The following is a 21,207-nucleotide window of genomic DNA, read 5'->3' as shown; positions in this document are numbered from 1 at the left end:
ACCTTATCCTGTAAACACATCTTCCGATGGATATTTTATTTTTTGTTTTGCTGGTCGCGCTAAAGAAAACACAAGTGTTAACGGTCCAATTAATCCGCAAAACATAACAAACATAATAATACATTTTCCGAATGCCGATAGCTTTGCAGTAATTCCCATCGTTAATCCGACTGTGCCAAACGCTGATATTGTCTCAAATAATAATTGAATAAAGCTGAAGTTTTCTGTAAGCATTAATATAAATACCGCTGTAAAAATAAGTATTTGACTAGCAACAGCAATCGCTAAGGCCCTCGTTACTGTCGACATTTTAATTGTACGCTGAAATAAAACAATTTCTTCCTTTTTTCTAAAGAAAGAAAGGACAGATGTAATTAAGATAACAAACGTTGTTAATTTAATTCCTCCACCTGTTGATACACTTCCTGCACCAATAAACATTAAAATCATCGTAAATAATATAGATGATTCTTCCATACCTCCATAGTCAATCGTATTAAATCCAGCTGTCCGCGGGGTAATACCTTGAAAGAAGGAAGCCCATAGTTTTTCATTTAAAGATAAATTCCCTAACGTCTTCACATTATTATATTCCAATACAAAAATTACAATCATTGCTATAACATTTAACACTACTGTTCCAATAATCATTATTTTTGAGTGAAGTGATAATTTTCGAAAACTGCGACTATACCATATATCAATTAATACGGTAAAACCGAGTCCACCTATTACAATTAAAGAGCAAATCCCAATATTAATAATGGGATCCCCTACATATCTTGTTAAATTATCTGGCCATAAAGCAAATCCTGCATTATTATAAGATGCAATTACATGAAAAATACTATAGTATAAACCTTTTCCAAAACCAAACTCTGGAATAAAGCGAAACGATAAAAAGATGACCCCAATAAGCTCAATACAAATCGAAAATATAAAGACACGCTTTACTAATTTTACAAGACCACCTATATTTGTTTGATTAAATGCTTCTCCAATTAATAAACGATGGCGTAATCCGATTTTTTTGCCTAATACCCAAACAATTAAAATGGCAATTGTCATAAGACCTAGACCACCTGTTTGAATTAAAAACATAATAACAATTTCGCCAAACATCGTAAATGTACTTGCTGTATCCACTACTCCCAAACCAGTTACGGTCGCTGCTGACGTTGCTGTAAAGAAAGCATCTACCCAACTAATATGTGCTTTCGTTGCGAATGGTAACTTTAATAACAAACCGCCAACCACAATTAAGCAGAAAAAACCTAATGCTAATATTTGTGGTGGGTTTAATCGTATAAGACGATTATACAGCCCTTGTTTTTTTGTTACTTCCATATCACTAACTCCCTTATTAAAGTGAAGCTTTCCCCTCATAAATAAAAAGCTTTTAAAAAGCCCTTAAACAATTGGGACAAACCTTATATTCTTATAATATAGTTGAGCATAATCCTTTTTTTCATAGATTACAACTTTTATTTATATTCAGATTCCTTTTTGTTTTATGCTGGAAAACTATATATCCTAGCTCAATATTGCTAGCAATAACAATTTCATATGTACTATTTTTCAAATCCCCATATCTTTCACTCTATGTTCACATAGAGGTCACATCCACCTTTTATAGTATATGTATCGAAGCTGTTCCTCCCTAATTTTTAAGACATTCCCCAGTGTCTTTGAATAGCTTCCATCCCTAATTAAATTGACATAAATTGTCCCCTTCCTTGACCATCTTATAAATGATGGTCTTATTTTTTTGTCTTTCTATCTTTTCTTTAAAACTCCCTCTCTCTTTCACTCTATGTTCACACAGAGGTCACATCCACCTTTTATAGTATATGTATCGAAGCTGTTCCTCCCTAATTTTTAAGACATTCCCCAGTGTCTTTGAATAGCTTCCATCCCTAATTAAATTGACATAAATTGTCCCCTTCCTTGACCATCTTATAAATGATGGTCTTATTTTTTTGTCTTTCTATCTTTTCTTTAAAACTCCCTCTCTCTTTCACCCTATGTTCACATGAGAGTCACACCTACCTTTTATAGTATATATATCGAAGTTGTTCCTCCCTAATTTTTAAGACATTCCCCAGTGTCTTTGAACAACTTCCATCCCTAATTAAATTGACATAAATTGTCCCCTTCCTTGACCATCTTATAAATGATGGTCTTATTTTTTTGTCTTTCTATCTTTTCTTTAAAACTCCCTCTCTCTTTCACCCTATGTTCACATGAGAGTCACACCTACCTTTTATAGTATATGTATCGAAGTTGTTCCTCCCTAATTTTTAAGACATTCCCCAGTGTCTTAAAGCAGCTTCCATCCCTAATTAAATTGACATAAATTGTCCCCTTCCCTAGACCATCCTATGTGATGGTCTATTTTATTTTCCAAACACAAAATCAGTCTATCTACACTTAAATAAAAACAAAAAATTCAGAAAATATTGTTAAATTAGGTATTTTTTCGGTATAATTACTTTAGAAAGAACTTTCGCACAAACAAAAGGGGGGATTTTATTGAAACAAACAAAAGCAATCTTAATCGCATTATTTCTAGGTCTAGTTGTTGGACTCACTCTAAATTTAGCCGCTCCATCTATCTTTGAGCCACTAAATCAATATGTGTTCAACCCAATTGGTCAATTGTTTATTCGCCTTATTAAAATGCTAGTTGTTCCTGTTGTATTCATTTCTATCGTACTTGGTGCTGCCGGCCTTGGAGATCCGAAACAACTTGGAAGAATCGGTTTAAAATCAATTTCATTCTTTCTCGTAACAACTGCGGTTGCCATCTCTATAGCGGTTACATTTGCACTTATTATAAAACCAGGAGCTGGCGGTAATTTTAAAACAGAAGGTCTTAAGTATGAAGGTGCAAAAACTGAAACATCTTTCGTCGAAACATTGCTAAATATCGTACCAGATAACCCAGCAAAAGCAATGGCTGACGGAAACATGTTACAAATCATTGCCTTTGCCGTATTGATTGGACTCGGTATAGCTATTTTAGGAAAACGAGTTCAAGGTATCCATTCATTACTTGAACAGGGCAACGAATTAATGATGTATCTTGTTAATCTCGTTATGAAATTAGCCCCAATTGGAACATTCGGTTTGCTCGCTTCATCCGTTGGTAAAATGGGTCTTGCAGGCGTCGCTGCGATGTTCAAGTATATGATTGTCGTTATGTTAGTACTCATTATTCACGGGGTCTTTGTATATGGCGGCCTATTAAAGGTTTTAGCAAAAGAAAGTATCGTCCGGTTCTTTAAGCATTTCGGACCGGTAATGGCAATTGGATTTAGCACATCTAGCTCTAATGCATCTCTTCCATTTGCAATGAAAACCGCACAAGAGAAGCTTGGAGTTCCAAAAGCAATCAGCTCATTTGTACAACCACTCGGTGCAACGATTAATATGGATGGTACCGCTATTATGCAAGGGGTAGCAACTGTATTTATCGCTCAAGTATACGGAGTTGAACTTACATTACCGCAATTAGCTATGGTCGTATTAACTGCTGTACTAGCTAGTATTGGTACTGCTGGTGTACCAGGTGTTGGACTTGTAATGCTTACAATGGTTTTAAATCAAGTAAATCTACCAGTAGAAGGTATCGCTTTAATTATTGGTATTGACCGTATTCTAGATATGTCAAGAACAGCTGTAAACATTTCTGGTGATGCAATTTGTGCAATGATTGTCGCAAAATCAGAAGAAAAATATAATACTGATCAATCGGCAGCATCTTAAATCAAAAAAGGAGTGAATATATTCACTCCTTTTTTGATTTACTTCCTTTTTTCGAACGATATTCTTTCCCTTTATTATCATTACCAGTTTCAAATTCAGTGCTAAATTCCTGATTAAACTGGCCGGACTTTGGTGATCCTTGATTACCGCTCCCTTTACTACCGTTACGATTCGTCATATTTCTCCCTCCCTTCCTTGTATTAGTAGTATGGCGCTCTATCTTTTTTCATACACATTTTATTTTTTAACATCTACTACACACGAAAGAAGACCTTCCATATATAAGGAAGATCTTCTTTTTCATCACGTAAGCGTTTTCTTGTTTATAATCACTTAAATAAGTTTTTTGGAAATCGAAATCATTACACTCATTTCATCTTCTGAAAGTGCAGAGAATCTTTCTTGTAAATATTGTTTTTTCGCATCTTCCATTTTCGCAACTAAATCTTTCCCTTGTTCTGTAATCTCTAAATACACAACTCGGCGATCCGATGTAGAACGTGAACGAGTTACAAAACCTTTATTAATTAATTTTTCTGTAACAGCTGTAATATGACTATTCGACACATTTAATTCATTTGCTACACGCGATACCATTTCTTTATTCGTACGATTTAATATTCTCAGGACGATGAATTCATTCCACGGTATGTAACCACCGAATATTTTTCCGATATCATTACGCAATGTGCGAAACATAGCAAACACATTTGTCGATAGTTCTTCCATTAATTGCTCTCGATTTTGAGACAACTTTGACAGCTCCTTTTATTTCATTTAGTTAAATAAAAACCTTATTAATAATTTTACATGAAATCTTACTTTTTGTCACCTTATTTTCCCATAATTCGTAGTTTTTTAATAGGTATTTCATGATAAAATGAAGTTAACTTCCAGAAAAAGGGGGTATTTTAATGCATGAGGAGGAGAAATTCTCAAATCTCAGCCTAAAAGATAAAACGATTATCACTAGTATTATTGCTCTTTTTCTCATTATCGTTTTTGCATTTATATTTTTTGTATATGTAGGAATCTTTCAAATTACAGGTATAGAGTATAGTTCACGTACTGCGTTACTTCTCTTTTTTTATTAATCACTTTCTTAGACAGTATTACATTTTTCATCTTCAGTTTCTTCAAAGCGCTGCTATATCCACTGACACAAAACATGCCAAATTGGATTTCTATTACTCTTTTCTCGTTCATTGAAATTACACTAGATTGGTTCGTCATTCATACTGCTGATAATTGGATAGAAAGCGTACAAATGTCCAACACAGCTGAATTATGTGTCGTACTATTCTTTTTCCTCTTAAATAAATTATTAAGTGACGAGAAAGAGTAAGAATACAAGCTTTTCTATATAAAAATTGGTACAATGAAAGCAAATCTTACTAAAGAGGTGTTAATTATGAACTTACAACAATGGGCTGATAAAGGTATGTCCTTTGATACATATGTGAATGAAATGCAAGTAAACCAATACGAGCTACTACACATTTACAATAACTTTTTAATTCCAAATGAATTACTTCCTGTATTAGAAGAACGTCAAAATGACGGCTGGCGTGTTATCGTATTAACTGCTGATTGGTGTGGCGATGCTCTTTTATGCGTACCTGTTATGAAACGAATTTCTGAAGTTGCAAATATTGATATGAGTTTATTAATTCGCGATGAAAACTTAGAATTAATGGATCAATATTTAACAAATGGAACAGCACGTGCGATTCCAATCTTTATTTTCATTGATAAAGATGGAAATGAACAAGCCGTCTTTGGACCACGCGCTCCAAAAGTACAAGAATTAGTAACTTCAATGCGCGCTACATTACCTGAAAAAGAAGATCCAACATTCGAAGAAAAACAAAAAGAAATGTATGCTAATTTCCGTGCTACATTAGCTGATGATACTTCTCTTTGGGAGCATGTAATGGAAAATATGGTGGAAAAAATAGTAAAATAAAAAAACTGCCGAGCTCGGCAGTTTTTTTTATTACATAATGAAGAAATAGAATACCGCAGCTAAAATGAAACGATAGTAAGCGAACGGTGTTAGTTTTACACGAGATAATAATTTCAAGAATGAAACAATTGCAAGCATCGCAACAACGAATGCAGTTACAAATCCTGTTACAAATAGCGTTATATCTGCTGAGCTTAATACATCCCAGCTTTTAATTAAATCTAACCCACTTGCAGCTACCATCATCGGTACCGCTAAAATGAACGTATATTCAGCTGCCGCTGTATGCGACACGCGAGCTAATAAACCACCACTGATTGTAGAACCAGAACGAGAAAACCCTGGCCAAAGAGCTAAACATTGGAACATTCCAATTGTAAATGCCTGTTTATATGTGATTTCATCTAACGTTCTTGCTGTACTTGGTTTTGAAAACTTCTCAGCAACAATCATTAAAATACCACCGGCTACTAAGCTAATAACAACTGGTCCTGGACCAAATAAAACCTCTTTAATAGTGCTATGGAATAATACGCCAAGTACCCCGGCAGGAATCATCCCGATAATAATATGTAATAAATTTAACGATGGTCCGTCTGTTACTTTTCCTATTCCAACTAACGACCATAGACGCTTCCAGAATATAACAACAACTGCTAAAATCGATCCCAATTGGATAACAACTTCGAAAACTTTCGCTCTCTCATCTTCAAATCCAATTAAATGTCCTGTTAAAATCATATGTCCTGTTGATGATACTGGTAGAAACTCTGTTAACCCTTCAACAGCACCCATGATTAAACCAATTAACCAATCAGCCACAAGTAGTGCCTCCTTAATAACAAATAATATGTAATTTTTTCACACCTTATCATAATACCTTATCCCTTTTCAAAGTGCATCCTTTTTTTATTGGTTTCATATGTTGTAGGCGCGTATTTCTTTTCTAATCTTTGATTAAATTGTATGATAGTAAGAGTTTGTTTTTTTATACGGAAAGGGGATTTTATGAAAGAAACTACTTCATTCTCACAAAAGTTAAAGCAATTTGTATTACTATTTTTTCCGATTTTCGTAACGCAAATGTCATTATTTGCGATGAGTTTTTTTGATACAACAATGTCAGGACATGCAAGTCCAACTGATTTAGCAGGTGTTGCAATTGGAACAAGTATATGGCTTCCAGTTAGTACGGGATTAACAGGAATTTTAATGGCTACTACTCCCATTGTTGCACAGCTCGTTGGATCCAAGAAAAAAGAGGACGTTCCCCACGTTGTCATACAAGCAGTTTATTTAGCAATTTGTGCTAGCTTCGTTGTTATCCTCATCGGTTTCTTCGTCGTTTCACCTATTTTAAACGGCATGCGCTTAGAAGAACCTGTGGAACGAATTGCAGCTCAATTTTTAAGTATTATCGCAATAGGAATTATACCTTTATTCACGTACACTGTTTTACGTGGATTTATTGATGCATTAGGAAAAACTCGAACAACGATGATTATTACATTACTATCATTACCAATTAACGTAATATTAAATTACCTATTAATTTTTGGTAACTTCGGTTTCCCAAAGCTTGGTGGTGTCGGAGCAGCAATTGCTTCCACTGCAACATATTGGTGCATTTTAATTATTACAGTCATTATTATTCAGACGAAAGAGCCTTTTGCCTCTTTTAACATTTTCAAACAATTATATCGTCCTTCTCTTTCGAGTTGGACAGCATTCTTAAAGCTTGGCGTCCCTATCGGATTTGCTATCTTTTTTGAAACAAGTATTTTCGCTGCGGTAACGCTTATGATGAGTAATTTTAGTACGACAACTATTGCAGCTCACCAAGCAGCTATGAACTTTGCTTCCTTGTTATATATGACTCCGCTAAGTTTAGCAATGGCAATGACTATTGCAGTCGGATTCGAAGTCGGAGCAAAACGTTACGATAATGCAAAACAATACGGACTGATTGGAATTGGATTAGCCCTTGCCTTTGCTTTATTATATTCGATTCTTCTCTACTTCTTTGATAATCAAATTGCTTCTATTTATACGACAGATGCAAAAGTTCATCATTTAGCAAAAGAATTTCTTATCTTTGCGATTTTATTTCAAATTTCAGATGCAATTGCAACCCCTGTACAAGGAGCTCTGCGTGGTTATAAAGATGTAAATGTTGCTCTAATTATGACTTTAATTGCTTATTGGATAATAGGTCTACCACTAGGTTACATACTAGCAACGTATACAGAATGGGCCGCAAAAGGCTATTGGATCGGTCTTATTATCGGTCTAGCATTTGGCGCTGCCTTCCTACTTATCCGTCTCTTTCAAGTACAACGAAAATATGCAACACAAAACAGCCGCTAATAATAAAGCGGCTGTTTTCTTTATGCATATTTTTTCTTGTAACGTGTAATATAATGAAAAAGAAAGGTGGGTACATATGGACGACAAAGAAAAAAAGCAATCATTCGATGAAGAATTTGCCCCTGAAATTTCACCTGGATATCGGCAAGATGTACATAAGCCACCTAAATATAAAAACACTTCGTTTTTAATGGGCATTACCATTTTCGCTGCTGTATTACTCATACTTATCATTTTCGTTTATTTTTGATGAAAGGTGCCTATTATATGAAGAAACAAAATTCCAATCGTTCAAAAAGAACTGTTAAAACACAAAAAGGATATGCAGGAGATTCTGTTCATACACTTAAACAAGTCGAGCAAGGAAATTTATATATTGCTCAAAAAGAACTTGGTCAACAAAATGAAAATCTTTAAAGGCCCTTGATTCCTTGAGGGCCTTTTTATTCCGCATTAAGTAGTACACCCCCAAATGTTCTATTGAGCAATGAATTTCCTTTATTGTACGCGCTGCTTTTGTTCTAGCACCATAAATATATTATTAACCTTTACAATTTTCACTTCATAATTCAATTTCATTTTGCTTCTCTTACCATTTTCAGTACCCGCAACGTACGCTACAGCTTGATAAAGAAAACTCTCATCGGTCTCTTCACGTATCTCCTCGTTTGTAAATTTATACTCTAAATCTTGAAAACGATTTGGATAATAATTTCCCATTAATTGTTCATACCCTCTATTTAAAAATAGTTCTTCACCTTTTCGTTTCACATCTTCTTTATTAGTAAACTCAAACACTGATAGTTGCTCGGTCACAAAATGCTCTCCTACCTTTTTCATTTCATTATGAGTTAAATTTTCTATACTTTTGTTCTTTAATTCCTTATTTAACTCGTACTGATCAATCGGTTTAAAGGTAGCAAAAACCTTCTCTTTATATGACCAAAACAATACAAAAGCGATACATAGAGAAATGATTAACAATCTTTTTTTCGTAATACTCCCGCCCTTCTTCATAATGATAGCTATATTTTAACATATAGAAAGAAAATTCTGATATCATAAAGTAGAATAACTTAACTCAGAAACGAGGAACAATTATGGACTCTTACAAACATTATATAAAAGAAGCTTTGCCTAATCTTTCTATACGTTCATATAAACAAAATAAAGGAGGATGGGATAATGTAGCAGTTATAGTAAATGATGAGCTACTGTTTCGTTTCCCGCGAAAACAGGAATATGCAATGCGAATTCCGTTAGAAAAAGAACTATGCACAATTCTCACTCAATCACTACAAGAAATCAAAGTTCCACAATATCACCTAATTTATAAAAATGAATCTGATGAGGTTCCTCTTTGTAGTTACTATACTCTCATTCATGGTGAACCATTAAAAACAGAAACAATTGCCACGCTGGAGGATACAGAGCTGAAAGCAATTATTACAAAATTAGCTACTTTCCTTGCGGTACTACATAGTATTCCTTTAAACCAAGTTACAACGCTATGTTTCCCTATTAGAAAAACATGTACCTACTGGAAAGAGCTACAAACAAAATTAAACCAATATCTCACTACTAACCTTACTTCATTACAGAAACTAGCCTTAAATCGCTTATTTGAAAATTTCTTTGCATGTTTAGCTACATCCACTTTTCAAAACACAATCATTCACGCTGATTTTACACATCATCACATTTTATTTAACAAGCAGAACAAAAGCATTTCAGGTGTTATCGATTTTGGTGATGCGCAAATTGGCGATCCTGCTTTTGATTTTGCAGGACTATATTATGATTTCGGACATGAGTTTACTACATCTGTATATGAACAGTACAGTACACTTATTTCTCATCATGATCCATTACTCATTCACCGCATTACTACCTTTTATCAATACAGTCCTTTACTACATAATATTATTTATAACTTTGAGTCAGAGAATGAACTCGAATTCATTACAAGTACAGAACAGCTAAAAACGATATTACAGGGATGAGATTACATTCTCTCCCTGTATACTCTTTCCTCATACATCATTAACTTTTTATCCATTTCAACAATAACTTTATACAATTGAAATGCCTGTAAGATTTGCAGTTGAATTTCAAAAGGAGCATTTTGTTCTTTTAACCATTGAAATACTTTCGTTTCATCTTTCATTGATTATTCCTCCCTTTATCCCGCTATTTGCGGGCAGTAAGACCCCCACCTCAAAATTCAGCGGAAGCAAAGAAGTTAGGTGGGGGTCGGGCTGCCCGTTAAAGCCCGATTGGTTAAGGCTAATAATCAGTGGGTGATGAACAAAACCCCACTAATTAAAATTTCACTTTATTAAAATCTGCTACAAATATACCGTAAATGATGAAAAGCTTTTCATGTCAATAACAAAAAAGGATGCAAAGTTGCATCCTTTAATGAACTATATTTTTCTTCTGTTTCGCTTCTTTCTTTACTTCTTCCCTTTGGCATTCACTACGAAACGCACAACTTATACACTCAGAACGAAAATGACGCTCAGTATAATGCTCAGGTTGCTGTAACATTTCTTTCATTCTAGATAAATCAGCCATTCCAGTTATAATATCTTCTTGTTTCGGAATGTACTCATACTTAGTTCCTTCTATTAAATTAATAACTTCAATTTTTCCTGGAAGAACGCCGAAAGCTTTATAACTGAATACTGTCATTAGCTTCTGACAAAGAGCAAGCATTTCCTCATCCGCATCGACAACATACTTTTTAATTACAAACGACTCAGCATTCCACTCACCAACTTCAAATGTCAATGACATGTGGACACCTAACTCTTCCATATATGTTTGAAACTTCTCGTATAAAAACAATGGTGGTGTCTGACTATCATCCCTTTCAACAAACTGTAATAAGTGATCCGTTAGCTTCGCTAATACAATATAGTACTCCGTCTTCGAAGCAAACATATTAATCCTTACTTTTTTCCAATACTTTTCTATTAATATTAAAAGTACAATTTTCGTTTGTTGACCCGCAGGTAGCGTGTAATACTCGTTAATAATTTGATTCACAATCATTTGCGCTATTTGTTGCCATTCAAATGAAGAAGGTTCTCTTCTTTTTATATGACGAAAATAAAATTTATGCGGACACCGCATAAAATCATACAAATGATAATCTGTCATCGTTTTGATTGAGATTTTCTCATGCACTTGCTCTTCAGCTCCCTTCTGCCATTAAGAAAGGTGTTTTACAAATTTAGCTCCAAACTGTAAACATTTTTCTACATCTTCATCTTCTGGCGTTAATTCTACTTTTAGTCCTTCTAACACAACTGCTGCTCCGCGCTCTTGTAGCTTTTCTATTAAAATGTCAACCGCCACTCCGTATTTCGGATAAGCCGAATCACATGATCCGAATACGGCCGCTTTTTTCCCAGTTAAATCAATAGAATCCATTGCATCATAAAAATCTAAGAAATCATCAGGAAGATCACCATCTCCCCATGTGTATGCACCTAAAATAATTCCATCATACTGTTCCAATATAGAAGCTTCTGGTGAATCCATAATATCAATAACTTCAATTTCATTTTCTGTTTCACGAATTACGCCGGCAATATGGTCAGCCATTTCCTCTGTATTTCCACTCATACTTGCAAAAATCATTACTAACTTACTCAACTGAACCTCTCCCTTTACTTTGTATCTCTTTTTCTGTTTGAATGCTCTTCTTCTCATCTACATATTCAGACCGAATTACATTTCGTTGCCATTCCATATGCTGATCAACATCTTTATTTTTATCTTTTAATCCCCTCCGTAGAAGGTGAAATTTTTTTCTCATTAACATGTCGCATCCATCCTATTGATAATAATTATCAATTTCAACTATATTTAGATTAATTGACATTGATTATCAATGTCAACAACTATTTTTAAAAAAATGATTAAAATGTACAAGCTTGTCCGTTAGCTATTCATATACTATAAATGAGCATAGTTCTTTCTCAGCCCTCTCTGACGGAAAGAAATAAAAGCAACTGCGATAGAGCGCAGTTGCCTTTTTTTGTTTTTCTATGATTTTAGTAATCTTATAGTAGTCTCTAAGAATAGCTCCACTCCACAAATTAATGCTGATTCATCCACGTCAAATTTCGGATGATGATGTGGATAACAAGTATATATATTTTCATTACCTGTTCCTAATTTAATGAAACAACCGGGTGCTTTTCTTAAATATGCTGAAAAATCTTCCCCACCCATAGAAGGTTCAAGCTTAACAACACGCTCATTCCCAAACAAATGTAGTGCACTTTCTTCTACTATTTTCGTAATATATTCATCATTAATAACCGGATCATATCCATATCGATACGTATATGTATACGATCCTCCATGTGCTTCTGTAATTCCTTTCACAATTTTTTCGATTTTCCCTTCTGCTTCTATTCTTAATGTTTGATTAAAAGAACGTACAGTTCCCATTAAAGTTGCTGTACTTGGAATAATATTATCAGCCATTCCCCCATGGAACTGCGTAACTGAAACGACTCTTTGCATGAAAGCACTTGTATTTCTTGATACGATATGTTGTAAATTTGTAATAATCTGTGCTCCGATAGCAATAGGGTCAATCGTTTCTTCTGGACGTGCTGCATGTCCTCCTTTGCCTTGAATCTCAACTGTAAATACGTCTGGAGCTGCCATCATTGGCCCATACGCAATACCTATCTTTCCGCTCTCCAATCCAGACATAACATGTAAACCTATTACATAATCAACACCGTCCATAACGCCCGCCTCGACCATTTCTTGTCCACCACCAGGGTATGCTTCTTCTGCATGCTGAAAGAATAGACGAACTTCCCCTACAAACTCTTCCTTCATATTTGATAACATCTCTGCTGTACTTAATAAAATAGCTGCATGAGCATCGTGCCCACATGCATGCATCACTCCTTTATTTACAGACGTATAAGATTTCCTTGTCTCCTCTTGGATTGGTAAAGCATCTATATCAGCTCGAATCGCAATCACTTTCCCTTGCTTCACGCCTCTTTTAATTGCTAGTACACTATACTTCGTCGGTCTCGTTACTTCAAAAGAAGAAAACGAGCATAATGTATCATATATAAATTGCGAAGTTTCTTTTTCATGAAATGATAATTCCGGATACTTATGAAAATGCCTTCTCCATTTCACGATATTTTCTTCCGAAATTAGACTCTTCCACACTCTATTCATGATAATTTCCTCCTTTTCAAAAGAACTAGAAATTTTAAATTTTACTCCGTCTTAAATGATTAATAAAAGCAAATACTGCATTTTTACGTATTCTTATAGTCCACTTTTATGTATTCACACAATCCACTTTCTATTTACATATCAAACCCATTACAAATTCATGCTGAATGTAATATAATTGCTAAGTTAGGGATTTTCTTTTTTAGTATTTAGTGCTAATATCAGAAAAGAGCCTTTTGACTTATTTTTACCTAAAATGTGGGATTTTGTTTTTTTCACAATAATGTAGGACATGATACCTACAAAGAGCTATTATTTCATTAAGAGAGGGAAAGACATGGAAAGATTAAAAGAGATATGGTCTCGACCACTCACACAATGGGTTGCAAAGACGGTTTATTATCTTGCAATTTTATTTGCATTACTTTGGTTGTATGGATTCCATGATACAAACACAAGTACATTTATTTACAATGAATTCTAGGGTGGGAACGTTATGAAGTTATTAGAACTAATTGAAAAGTGGGCTATTGAAACGCCTGATCAAACTGCTTTTGTTTGGCGAGATGCGAAAATTACGTACAAACAATTAAAGGAAGATTCTGATGCGTTAGCACATTGGATTTCTTCTGCGTATCCAGATGATCGTTCACCAATTATGGTGTATGGCCATATGCAACCTGAAATGATTATTAACTTTTTAGGATGTGTAAAAGCTGGACATGCTTATATTCCTGTAGATTTATCTATCCCAGCTGATCGTGTACAACGTATCGCTGAAAATTCTGGTGCGAAATTACTTTTATCGGCAGCAGCAGTAACTGTAACTGATTTACCAGTTCGCATCGTAAGTGAAGACAACTTAAAAGATATTTTCTTTACTCATAAAGGGAACACTCCAAATCCTGAACATGCGGTAAAAGGTGATGAGAACTTCTACATTATTTACACATCAGGAAGCACAGGTAATCCGAAAGGGGTTCAGATTACTTATAACTGCCTTGTTAGCTTTACAAAATGGGCTGTAGAAGATTTTAACTTACAAACAGGGCAAGTATTCTTAAACCAAGCACCTTTCTCATTCGATTTATCTGTCATGGATATTTACCCATCATTAGTAACAGGTGGTACACTTTGGGCAATCGATAAAGATATGATTGCGCGTCCAAAAGACTTGTTTGCTTCTTTAGAGCAATCGGATATACAAGTATGGACTTCCACACCTTCTTTCGCTGAAATGTGTTTAATGGAAGCATCCTTCTCTGAGAGTATGCTACCGAACATGAAAACATTCTTATTCTGTGGTGAAGTATTACCAAATGAAGTAGCTAGAAAATTAATTGAGCGTTTCCCAAATGCAACAATTATGAATACGTACGGTCCAACAGAAGCTACTGTCGCTGTAACAGGTATTCACGTTACAGAAGAAGTACTTGATCAATACAAATCACTTCCAGTTGGCTATTGTAAATCAGACTGTCGCCTTCTTATTATGAAAGAAGATGGCACGATTGCACCTGATGGTGAAAAAGGTGAAATCGTAATTGTCGGTCCAAGCGTAAGCGTTGGATACTTAGGAAGCCCTGAATTAACAGAAAAAGCATTTACTATGATTGACGGTGAGCGTGCCTATAAAACAGGCGATGCTGGCTATGTAGAAAATGGTCTTCTATTCTATAATGGTCGTCTTGATTTCCAAATTAAGCTGCATGGTTATCGAATGGAATTAGAAGAAATTGAGCATCACCTTCGTGCGTGTTCTTACGTTGAGGGAGCAGTTATCGTTCCAATTAAAAAAGGTGAGAAATACGATTATTTATTAGCGGTTGTTGTTCCTGGAGAGCATTCGTTTGAAAAAGAATTCAAATTAACATCTGCAATCAAAAAAGAACTCAATGAGCGATTACCAAACTACATGATTCCACGTAAATTCATGTATCAATCTTCTATTCCAATGACACCAAATGGAAAGGTAGATCGCAAAAAATTATTGAGTGAGGTTACAGCATGACCGCATATGGATCATTTTATTTTTTCGCTATAGTGGGCATTTTATTAATACCTACTATCATAGCTGGATTAAAAGGTAAAATGTTGCGTAAATATAATGCCGTTTTAACATTAGTCATGCTTGCTATTATCTTCTCAGATAAACCAAAGCAAGCAATGATGTTAGCTGCATTTATTATTTGGCAATATGCCCTTATTAAAGGCTATTTAATTTTAAGAAAACAAAATAATAGTACATTCACATTTTGCATAGCTGTTATTTTATCGATTTTGCCTCTTATTTTGGCAAAAATCGCACCATTTGCATCGTTATTACCTGAGTTAAAACTTGTTGTTTTTCTAGGTATATCTTACGTAACATTCAGAGCAGTTCAAATGGTATTTGAAGTTCGTGATGGTTTAATTAAAGAGCTTTCTTTCTTTAACTTCTGGGAATTCGTTTTATTCTTCCCTGCAATTTCAACAGGACCTATCGATCGTTACAGAAGATTCCAAAAAGATATTCAAAAGCCACCTAGCGCTGAAGAATATCAAAATTTACTATATACAGGACTAAATCGTATTTTCCAAGGTTTCTTGTATAAATTTATTATTGCTTACTTAATAAAGCAATATTGTATGGATCCAGCATTCGCTCAACACGATACAATCTTTTCAAATATGATTTACATGTATAGCTATAGCTTATATCTATTCTTTGATTTTGCTGGTTATAGCTCTTTTGTAATTGGTGTAAGTTATATGATGGGAATTAAAACGCCAGAAAACTTTAATAAGCCATTCCTTAGTCGTAATATTAAAGACTTCTGGAACCGCTGGCACATGAGTTTATCATTCTGGTTCCGTGATTTTATTTACATGCGTTTCGTCTTTTTTGCAACGAAGAAAAAGTTAATTAAGAACCGTTACACAATTTCATATATCGGTGCATTTTTAAACTTTTTCATTATGGGAATTTGGCATATCCAAGGAAGCGCTGTTGCGCAGTATATTATTTATGGTCTATATCATGCCGCACTGTTTATTTTATTCGATATTTTCGAACGAAAAAACAAGAAGCATAAGTTTTGGCCAAACACTAAATTTACACGCATCCTTGCGATTGTAATTACGTTCCACGTTGTATGTTTCGGTTTCCTAATCTTCTCTGGACACCTTAACAGATACTTTTAATGCACCCTTCTTATTCCATTAAGAAGTTGCACATATAATATATTTCGGATATAAAGGAGATTTTAAAAATGGCAGAATTCAAAGAGCAAGTATTAGATATTTTAGAAGAAGTATGTGAAAACGATATTGTGAAAGAAAACTTAGATGTTCAATTATTTGAAGAAGGTATCCTTGATTCTTTCGCTGTAGTATCTTTATTAGTTGAATTCCAAGAGCGTTTAGATATTGAAGTTTCTATTTCTGATTTTGACCGTGACGAGTGGGCTACACCAAACATGGTTATTAAAAAATTGGAAGAAATCCGATGAACAAAGCAAAATTTGGTCCGATGCTTTTAGCATTGGCCCTTTTTGCTGTATTCTTACTTATTCCAACGCGCTTCCTACTTCCACTTTTAAGTGATGAAAAAGTAGAACAAGCTGCTACTTCTTTAAAAGAAGAAAAAATTCAAAGTATGATTTTACAGCAAAAGATGTTAGCAAATCCAAAATATCTTCCGATGTACGGTTCATCGGAATTCGCACGTATGGATGCTTTCCATCCATCTAATTATTTTAAAGTAAAGCCTGAAGGGTTCACACCATTCCTTCTTGGACGCGGCGGAACACAAGACCTTGTACATGTGTTAAACTTCGCATCTACAATGGATCAATTGAAAGATAAGAAAATGGTATTCGTTCTTTCTCCGCAATGGTTTGTACCACAAGGTATTGATGAAACGCACTTTGCACCTAACTTTTCAAAGCAACAAGGTTACCATTTCATTTTCAACAATGATTTAAAACCTGAAATGAAAAAACAAATTGCAAAGCGTTTATTAAACTTTGAGATTGTAAAAAAAGAAACTTTATTAAAAATTTCGCTTGAAGGCATTGCTTATGATGATACGAAGTATAAAGTAAAAGCACTTGCTGCTAAACCTTTCGCTTATATTTATCGTAACATTTTAGATCGTAAAGATTTATTTACAGCTATGTTTAATATTAAACCGCACAAAGAAAAGCTTGATCCTTCATTAAAACAAATGAACTGGGAAGAGGCTCGTAAACATGCGGATCAAACAGGTGCAGTAGAATCTGGATCTAATGAATACGGTATTGAAGATGATTATTTCAATAGCAAAATTAAGAAAAAATTAAAACAACGTGAAGGTTACTTAAAAAATGATGCTTATGACCAATCGCCAGAATATGAAGATTTACAAATTGTACTTGATTTATTAAAACAATCTGGTGCAAAACCGCTCTTCATTTCTGTTCCTGTCAAAGGTCCTTGGTACGACTACGCTGGCTTCCCGAAAGAACGCCGTGAAGCATACTATAAGAAAGTTCATGAGCAAATCGAAAAAGCTGGTTATCCAATTGCCGACTTCTCAAATCATGAATACGATAAATACTTCTTAAAAGATCATATGCACTTAGGTTGGAAAGGCTGGGTTTACATCGACGAAGCCATCCAACAATTTTATAAAGCAAACTAATGAAAAGACCGCTTGAATTACTCAAGTGGTCTTTTTGTATATATTTTGTAATTGCTCGATTGCATTCTCCGCTTCTTTCATAACTCGCTCCACTACATGCTGAGCTGATTCGATTCGTGCCAACGATGCTGCCTGTCCTGCCCAAAGTGACATATATTCTTCCTTATTTTGCTTCGCTGCCTCTTGGCGTATTTTAGAAGTTAATACGTTTTGCACTGGATACATCGGAAGCCCTTCTTCTTTTCCTTCATGTCTCTCTATAAATTCATTCCGGATACCCCGTGCATATTTCCCGGAAAACGCACGAGTTACCGTTGTGCTCGTATCTGTACTATGTAAAACCGCTTCTTTATACACATCGTGCGTAATACTCTCTTCACTTGTTAAAAAGGCCGATCCCATTTGAACACCTTCTGCTCCTAGTGCCAATGCCGCAACAAGCCCTTGTCCGTTCATTACACCACCTGCTGCAACAATTGGGATATGCGGAACAGCTTCTACTAACTGAGGTACTAACGCAAAAGTACCAATCATAGCATCTCGTTCTTTCCCAATAAACGTTCCTCTATGCCCTCCTGCTTCGCTACCTTGTCCGATAATAATATCTACTCCTAGCTCGGCAAGTACTTTCGCTTCCTTCACATGGGTAGCTGTTCCGATAACTTTTATTCCACTTCTTTTTAAATCATTTATTTCTTCTTTTTCTAACGTTTGAAATGCAAAACTAACGACCGGTACTTTTTCATCTAATAGCACTTGTAATTGTTCCTTATAGCTTTTTGGAAGCTTTAACGTTCCTTCTACTTCTATACCTAATTCTCTATTCACTCCGCTTAGTAATACTTTCGCCTCATTTACCTTCTCTTCTTCTATTTGTATCTCTTTCGTTACAAGTAAATTAACACCGAAAGGCTTATCTGTTAGTTCTCTTATTCTATAAATCGCTTCACAAATTTGTTCTGGGCTCATATAGCCCGCTCCAAGCGTCCCTAATCCTCCGCTATTACTTACTGCTGCAACGAGTTCTGGCGTCGTAATCGCGCCTGCCATACCGGCTTGAACAACGGGATACTCAATTTTTAATATGTCTGTTACTCGACTTGTAAACATCATTTTCCCTCCTATTTCCCTTATATCTTCTTTATTTGATAAGCTTTCCCCTGCTTTTGCAAGGGTTGAACTTCATATGAAGCGAATATATTGAAAGATAAGGAGGCTGAGCTTAATGATTTATCCAAATGCATTAAAACAAGGTGATACAGTAATGATTATTGCACCATCTGGTCCACCTACAATCGAAAATGTATTAAAAGGTGTGAATGTATTACAAGAGATGGGGTTATCCGTAATAATCGGGAAGAGTGTTTACGAGAAATATGGATTTTTAGCCGGAAGTGATCAAGTTCGGCTTGACGATATACATGAAGCATTTACAAATAATGAAGTGAAGGCAATTTTTTGTGCACGAGGTGGTTATGGAAGTGCTCGTCTTCTTCCTCACATTCAATATGAAGTTATTAGGCAGAATCCAAAAATCTTTTGGGGATATAGCGATATTACAGCTTTACATACTGCTGTTTCACGTTATGCAAAGCTTATAACATTTCATGGCCCGATGATTGAAGAACTAGGAAAAGGTATTGATTCCCTATCTTTATCCTCTTTTAATCAGCTATTCCATCCGTATTCAACCATTTTATCTGCATCAGAATGTATCGTACCTAGCTCTCACAGTACAGTTACAAGTACGTTAGTTGGAGGAAATTTAGCTGTGTTAACAAGTATAATTGGCTCGCCCTACGAGATAAATACGGACAATACACTTTTATTACTTGAAGACATTGGTGAAGAACCGTACCGCATTGACCGTATGTTAAATCAGCTACTTTTATCTGGAAAGTTTAATGAATGCAGGGGCGTTATTTTCACAAGTTGTCACGACTGCACTCCTTCAAAGCCATCTCAATCATTGCAAACAATATTATATGAATATTTCGCGCCATATCATATACCTGTCCTATTCGGTTTACCAATTGGACATATAAGTCCAAACATCGGTATTCCACTTGGAGCTACAGCGACAATAAACACAAATAATAAAACAGTCTCTATTTCTTCTGGTATAGCCACTCCATGTTCAAATTAAAAAGGAAAAGCGATTACGCTTTTCCTTTTACTTATAATAATTAAAAATTCGTCCAGATGCGATATCTGCAATTTCTTCTGGAATAAATGTTTTACTTATATCAGTGCCAACATTTAATACAGCTGTAGCATCTTTCTCAATGCTACCAAATAACTCTTTCCCACGTATCGTAATAAGGGGCGTTCCTTCTGGCAACACATCTTTTACAAATTCCATTTGTGTAAAGAACGGAACGATCCATCTACCTTCTCCTTGGAAATGACGCAAACGAAGTATTCCTTCTGTTGCCCCGTCCTCTGCTTCTAGTGAACCAGCAACATAAAACTCAGTAGATAAGAGCAATTCATAAAATTCCTTTTGCTTCTGTTTATCATCCCCTGCTACAACAAGTACCTCTTCTAATTTCTTTACTGAAATTTGCTCCATATGATGCCACCCCTATTTCAAAATGATTGTACTTAGATTATACGAAATATTCTTATTTTTTTCTACATAATTCGCAATTATTTTTTCAAAATAATTTTAATGCTTCTTTTGTCGTCACAATCGTAGCAAACTCTTCATGTAAATTTACAAGTGTCATATTGTGAATATCTTCTGCACTATACTCTTTACCATCTAAACCTTTACGGTTAAAAGTAGCCGTTGCATCACTCACTAAATACGTTGTAAATCCTAAATTCCCTGCCATTCGTATCGTAGTTTCCACGCAATGATTTGTCGTTAATCCTACAACTACTACTGCATTACATTTGTCCTCTCTTAATTGCTCTTCTAAATTCGTCCCAATGAACGCGCTGTTAACGAATTTTTGAATAACCACTTCACCAGGTAGTGGTTGCACTTCTTCTTTAAAGTTTACCGTTTCCCCTCTCTCATAAAACATTGACCGAGCATCTTCTTTATTTACATGTTGAATATGAAAAACTGGTCGTTTCCTTTTCCTCCATTCTGCTAACAAAATTCTCATGTTTTCTTCAGCAAAAATATTATTTCTCTCGCCCCAATCTTGTAATTGAAATGCCTTTTGTACATCGATTATGATAAGTGCTATTTGATTTGTCATCATTT

General features: G+C 35.0%; 25 protein-coding genes and 1 pseudogene. 13 read left to right on the top strand and 13 right to left on the bottom strand.

Annotated features, from left to right (window positions below; genetic code table 11):
• Positions 1–3: 3 nt before the first annotated feature.
• Positions 4–1,347 carry a TrkH family potassium uptake protein gene (locus tag ACLBXA_RS15190; protein ID WP_000454114.1) on the bottom strand — a complete coding sequence of 448 codons (1,344 nt, stop codon included), beginning with the start codon at positions 1,345–1,347 and terminating at the stop codon, positions 4–6.
• A 1,185-nt stretch (positions 1,348–2,532) separates the two neighbouring features.
• Here ACLBXA_RS15190 and ACLBXA_RS15185 point away from each other — a divergent pair.
• Positions 2,533–3,768, top strand: coding sequence for a dicarboxylate/amino acid:cation symporter (locus ACLBXA_RS15185; RefSeq protein WP_000814811.1), 1,236 nt, complete (start codon positions 2,533–2,535; stop codon positions 3,766–3,768).
• A 22-nt stretch (positions 3,769–3,790) separates the two neighbouring features.
• On the opposite strand, the gene ACLBXA_RS15180 is transcribed toward ACLBXA_RS15185, so the two are convergent.
• Positions 3,791–3,946, bottom strand: a complete 156-nt coding sequence (locus tag ACLBXA_RS15180; RefSeq protein ID WP_000184928.1) for a hypothetical protein — start codon at positions 3,944–3,946, stop codon at positions 3,791–3,793.
• Between the two features lie 155 nt (positions 3,947–4,101).
• Positions 4,102–4,521, bottom strand: coding sequence for a MarR family winged helix-turn-helix transcriptional regulator (locus ACLBXA_RS15175; protein WP_000081433.1), 420 nt, complete (start codon positions 4,519–4,521; stop codon positions 4,102–4,104).
• 161 nt (positions 4,522–4,682) lie between these two features.
• Between ACLBXA_RS15175 and ACLBXA_RS15170 the strand changes: the two are divergent.
• Positions 4,683–5,113 (top strand): annotated as a pseudogene (locus ACLBXA_RS15170) (regulatory YrvL family protein).
• 33 nt (positions 5,114–5,146) lie between these two features.
• Complete coding sequence (locus ACLBXA_RS15165; protein WP_003260458.1) at positions 5,147–5,734, top strand: thioredoxin family protein; 588 nt, start codon at positions 5,147–5,149, stop codon at positions 5,732–5,734.
• 30 nt (positions 5,735–5,764) lie between these two features.
• Here the strand turns inward: ACLBXA_RS15165 and uppP are convergent, their stop codons facing one another.
• Complete coding sequence (gene uppP, locus ACLBXA_RS15160) at positions 5,765–6,556, bottom strand: bacitracin resistance undecaprenyl-diphosphatase (RefSeq protein ID WP_000796263.1); 792 nt, start codon at positions 6,554–6,556, stop codon at positions 5,765–5,767.
• Between the two features lie 186 nt (positions 6,557–6,742).
• On the opposite strand from uppP, the gene ACLBXA_RS15155 reads away from it, so the two are divergent.
• The 3 genes from ACLBXA_RS15155 to ACLBXA_RS15145 all read left to right on the top strand — a co-directional run bounded on the left by ACLBXA_RS15155 (position 6,743) and on the right by ACLBXA_RS15145 (position 8,518).
• Positions 6,743–8,101, top strand: coding sequence for an MATE family efflux transporter (locus ACLBXA_RS15155; RefSeq protein WP_000665558.1), 1,359 nt, complete (start codon positions 6,743–6,745; stop codon positions 8,099–8,101).
• Between the two features lie 76 nt (positions 8,102–8,177).
• Positions 8,178–8,351, top strand: coding sequence for a hypothetical protein (locus ACLBXA_RS15150; protein WP_000341062.1), 174 nt, complete (start codon positions 8,178–8,180; stop codon positions 8,349–8,351).
• Positions 8,352–8,368: 17 nt separating this feature from the next.
• Positions 8,369–8,518 (top strand): hypothetical protein, encoded by a 150-nt coding sequence (locus tag ACLBXA_RS15145; protein WP_000744623.1) that lies wholly within the window; start codon positions 8,369–8,371, stop codon positions 8,516–8,518.
• A gap of 81 nt (positions 8,519–8,599) precedes the next feature.
• Here ACLBXA_RS15145 and ACLBXA_RS15140 read toward each other — a convergent pair whose 3' ends face one another.
• Positions 8,600–9,118, bottom strand: a complete 519-nt coding sequence (locus ACLBXA_RS15140; RefSeq protein WP_002083113.1) for a hypothetical protein — start codon at positions 9,116–9,118, stop codon at positions 8,600–8,602.
• An 83-nt stretch (positions 9,119–9,201) separates the two neighbouring features.
• Between ACLBXA_RS15140 and ACLBXA_RS15135 the strand changes: the two genes are divergently transcribed.
• Positions 9,202–10,104: an aminoglycoside phosphotransferase family protein gene (locus tag ACLBXA_RS15135; protein WP_000378990.1), complete on the top strand. Its 903-nt coding sequence runs from the start codon at positions 9,202–9,204 to the stop codon at positions 10,102–10,104.
• 2 nt (positions 10,105–10,106) lie between these two features.
• On the opposite strand, the gene ACLBXA_RS15130 is transcribed toward ACLBXA_RS15135, so the two are convergent.
• The 5 genes from ACLBXA_RS15130 to ACLBXA_RS15110 all read right to left on the bottom strand — a co-directional run bounded on the left by ACLBXA_RS15130 (position 10,107) and on the right by ACLBXA_RS15110 (position 13,327).
• On the bottom strand, positions 10,107–10,268 hold the full coding sequence (locus ACLBXA_RS15130; RefSeq protein ID WP_000651086.1) for a hypothetical protein: 162 nt from the start codon (positions 10,266–10,268) through the stop codon (positions 10,107–10,109).
• Positions 10,269–10,519: 251 nt separating this feature from the next.
• Entirely contained in the window at positions 10,520–11,293 is a 774-nt protein-coding gene (locus tag ACLBXA_RS15125) for a hypothetical protein (protein ID WP_000544580.1), read from the bottom strand.
• A gap of 24 nt (positions 11,294–11,317) precedes the next feature.
• Positions 11,318–11,764, bottom strand: a complete 447-nt coding sequence (locus tag ACLBXA_RS15120; protein WP_000041154.1) for a flavodoxin — start codon at positions 11,762–11,764, stop codon at positions 11,318–11,320.
• Positions 11,757–11,933 carry a hypothetical protein gene (locus ACLBXA_RS15115; RefSeq protein WP_000929009.1) on the bottom strand — a complete coding sequence of 59 codons (177 nt, stop codon included), beginning with the start codon at positions 11,931–11,933 and terminating at the stop codon, positions 11,757–11,759. Before ACLBXA_RS15115 ends, ACLBXA_RS15120 begins: the two co-directional genes overlap by 8 nt.
• Positions 11,934–12,157: 224 nt before the next feature.
• Positions 12,158–13,327: an amidohydrolase gene (locus ACLBXA_RS15110; RefSeq protein ID WP_001082809.1), complete on the bottom strand. Its 1,170-nt coding sequence runs from the start codon at positions 13,325–13,327 to the stop codon at positions 12,158–12,160.
• Between the two features lie 337 nt (positions 13,328–13,664).
• Between ACLBXA_RS15110 and ACLBXA_RS15105 the strand changes: the two genes are divergently transcribed.
• The 5 genes from ACLBXA_RS15105 (at position 13,665) to dltD (ending at position 17,990) form a co-directional block, all read left to right on the top strand.
• Complete coding sequence (locus ACLBXA_RS15105; protein WP_000440293.1) at positions 13,665–13,811, top strand: teichoic acid D-Ala incorporation-associated protein DltX; 147 nt, start codon at positions 13,665–13,667, stop codon at positions 13,809–13,811.
• 12 nt (positions 13,812–13,823) lie between these two features.
• Positions 13,824–15,338 carry a D-alanine--poly(phosphoribitol) ligase subunit DltA gene (dltA, locus tag ACLBXA_RS15100; RefSeq protein ID WP_000770497.1) on the top strand — a complete coding sequence of 505 codons (1,515 nt, stop codon included), beginning with the start codon at positions 13,824–13,826 and terminating at the stop codon, positions 15,336–15,338.
• Positions 15,335–16,510: a D-alanyl-lipoteichoic acid biosynthesis protein DltB gene (dltB, locus tag ACLBXA_RS15095; protein ID WP_000127955.1), complete on the top strand. Its 1,176-nt coding sequence runs from the start codon at positions 15,335–15,337 to the stop codon at positions 16,508–16,510. The genes dltA and dltB overlap by 4 nt, the downstream gene beginning before the upstream one ends.
• Before the next feature lie 68 nt (positions 16,511–16,578).
• Positions 16,579–16,818 (top strand): D-alanine--poly(phosphoribitol) ligase subunit DltC, encoded by a 240-nt coding sequence (gene dltC, locus ACLBXA_RS15090; RefSeq protein ID WP_000807310.1) that lies wholly within the window; start codon positions 16,579–16,581, stop codon positions 16,816–16,818.
• A complete protein-coding gene (gene dltD / locus ACLBXA_RS15085) occupies positions 16,815–17,990 on the top strand; it encodes a D-alanyl-lipoteichoic acid biosynthesis protein DltD (protein ID WP_001030287.1) in 1,176 nt (391 codons plus the stop codon). Before dltC ends, dltD begins: the two co-directional genes overlap by 4 nt.
• A gap of 21 nt (positions 17,991–18,011) precedes the next feature.
• Here the strand turns inward: dltD and ACLBXA_RS15080 are convergent, their stop codons facing one another.
• The gene (locus ACLBXA_RS15080) at positions 18,012–19,100 is read right to left on the bottom strand and encodes an NAD(P)H-dependent flavin oxidoreductase (protein ID WP_000495271.1); all 1,089 of its coding nucleotides are present in this window, start codon (positions 19,098–19,100) and stop codon (positions 18,012–18,014) included.
• A 115-nt stretch (positions 19,101–19,215) separates the two neighbouring features.
• Here ACLBXA_RS15080 and ACLBXA_RS15075 point away from each other — a divergent pair, with 115 nt between their 5' ends.
• A complete protein-coding gene (locus ACLBXA_RS15075) occupies positions 19,216–20,136 on the top strand; it encodes a S66 peptidase family protein (RefSeq protein WP_000640066.1) in 921 nt (306 codons plus the stop codon).
• Between the two features lie 27 nt (positions 20,137–20,163).
• Here the strand turns inward: ACLBXA_RS15075 and ACLBXA_RS15070 are convergent, their stop codons facing one another.
• Both ACLBXA_RS15070 and ACLBXA_RS15065 read right to left on the bottom strand, forming a co-directional pair.
• On the bottom strand, positions 20,164–20,562 hold the full coding sequence (locus tag ACLBXA_RS15070; protein ID WP_000435265.1) for an SseB family protein: 399 nt from the start codon (positions 20,560–20,562) through the stop codon (positions 20,164–20,166).
• Between the two features lie 85 nt (positions 20,563–20,647).
• Complete coding sequence (locus ACLBXA_RS15065) at positions 20,648–21,202, bottom strand: cysteine hydrolase family protein (protein ID WP_242297183.1); 555 nt, start codon at positions 21,200–21,202, stop codon at positions 20,648–20,650.
• Positions 21,203–21,207 lie beyond the last annotated feature (5 nt).

This window comes from Bacillus sp. D48C, assembly GCF_053345735.1.
Note: the sequence above shows the minus strand (reverse complement) of the source record. Positions and strands in the feature narration are given on the sequence as shown.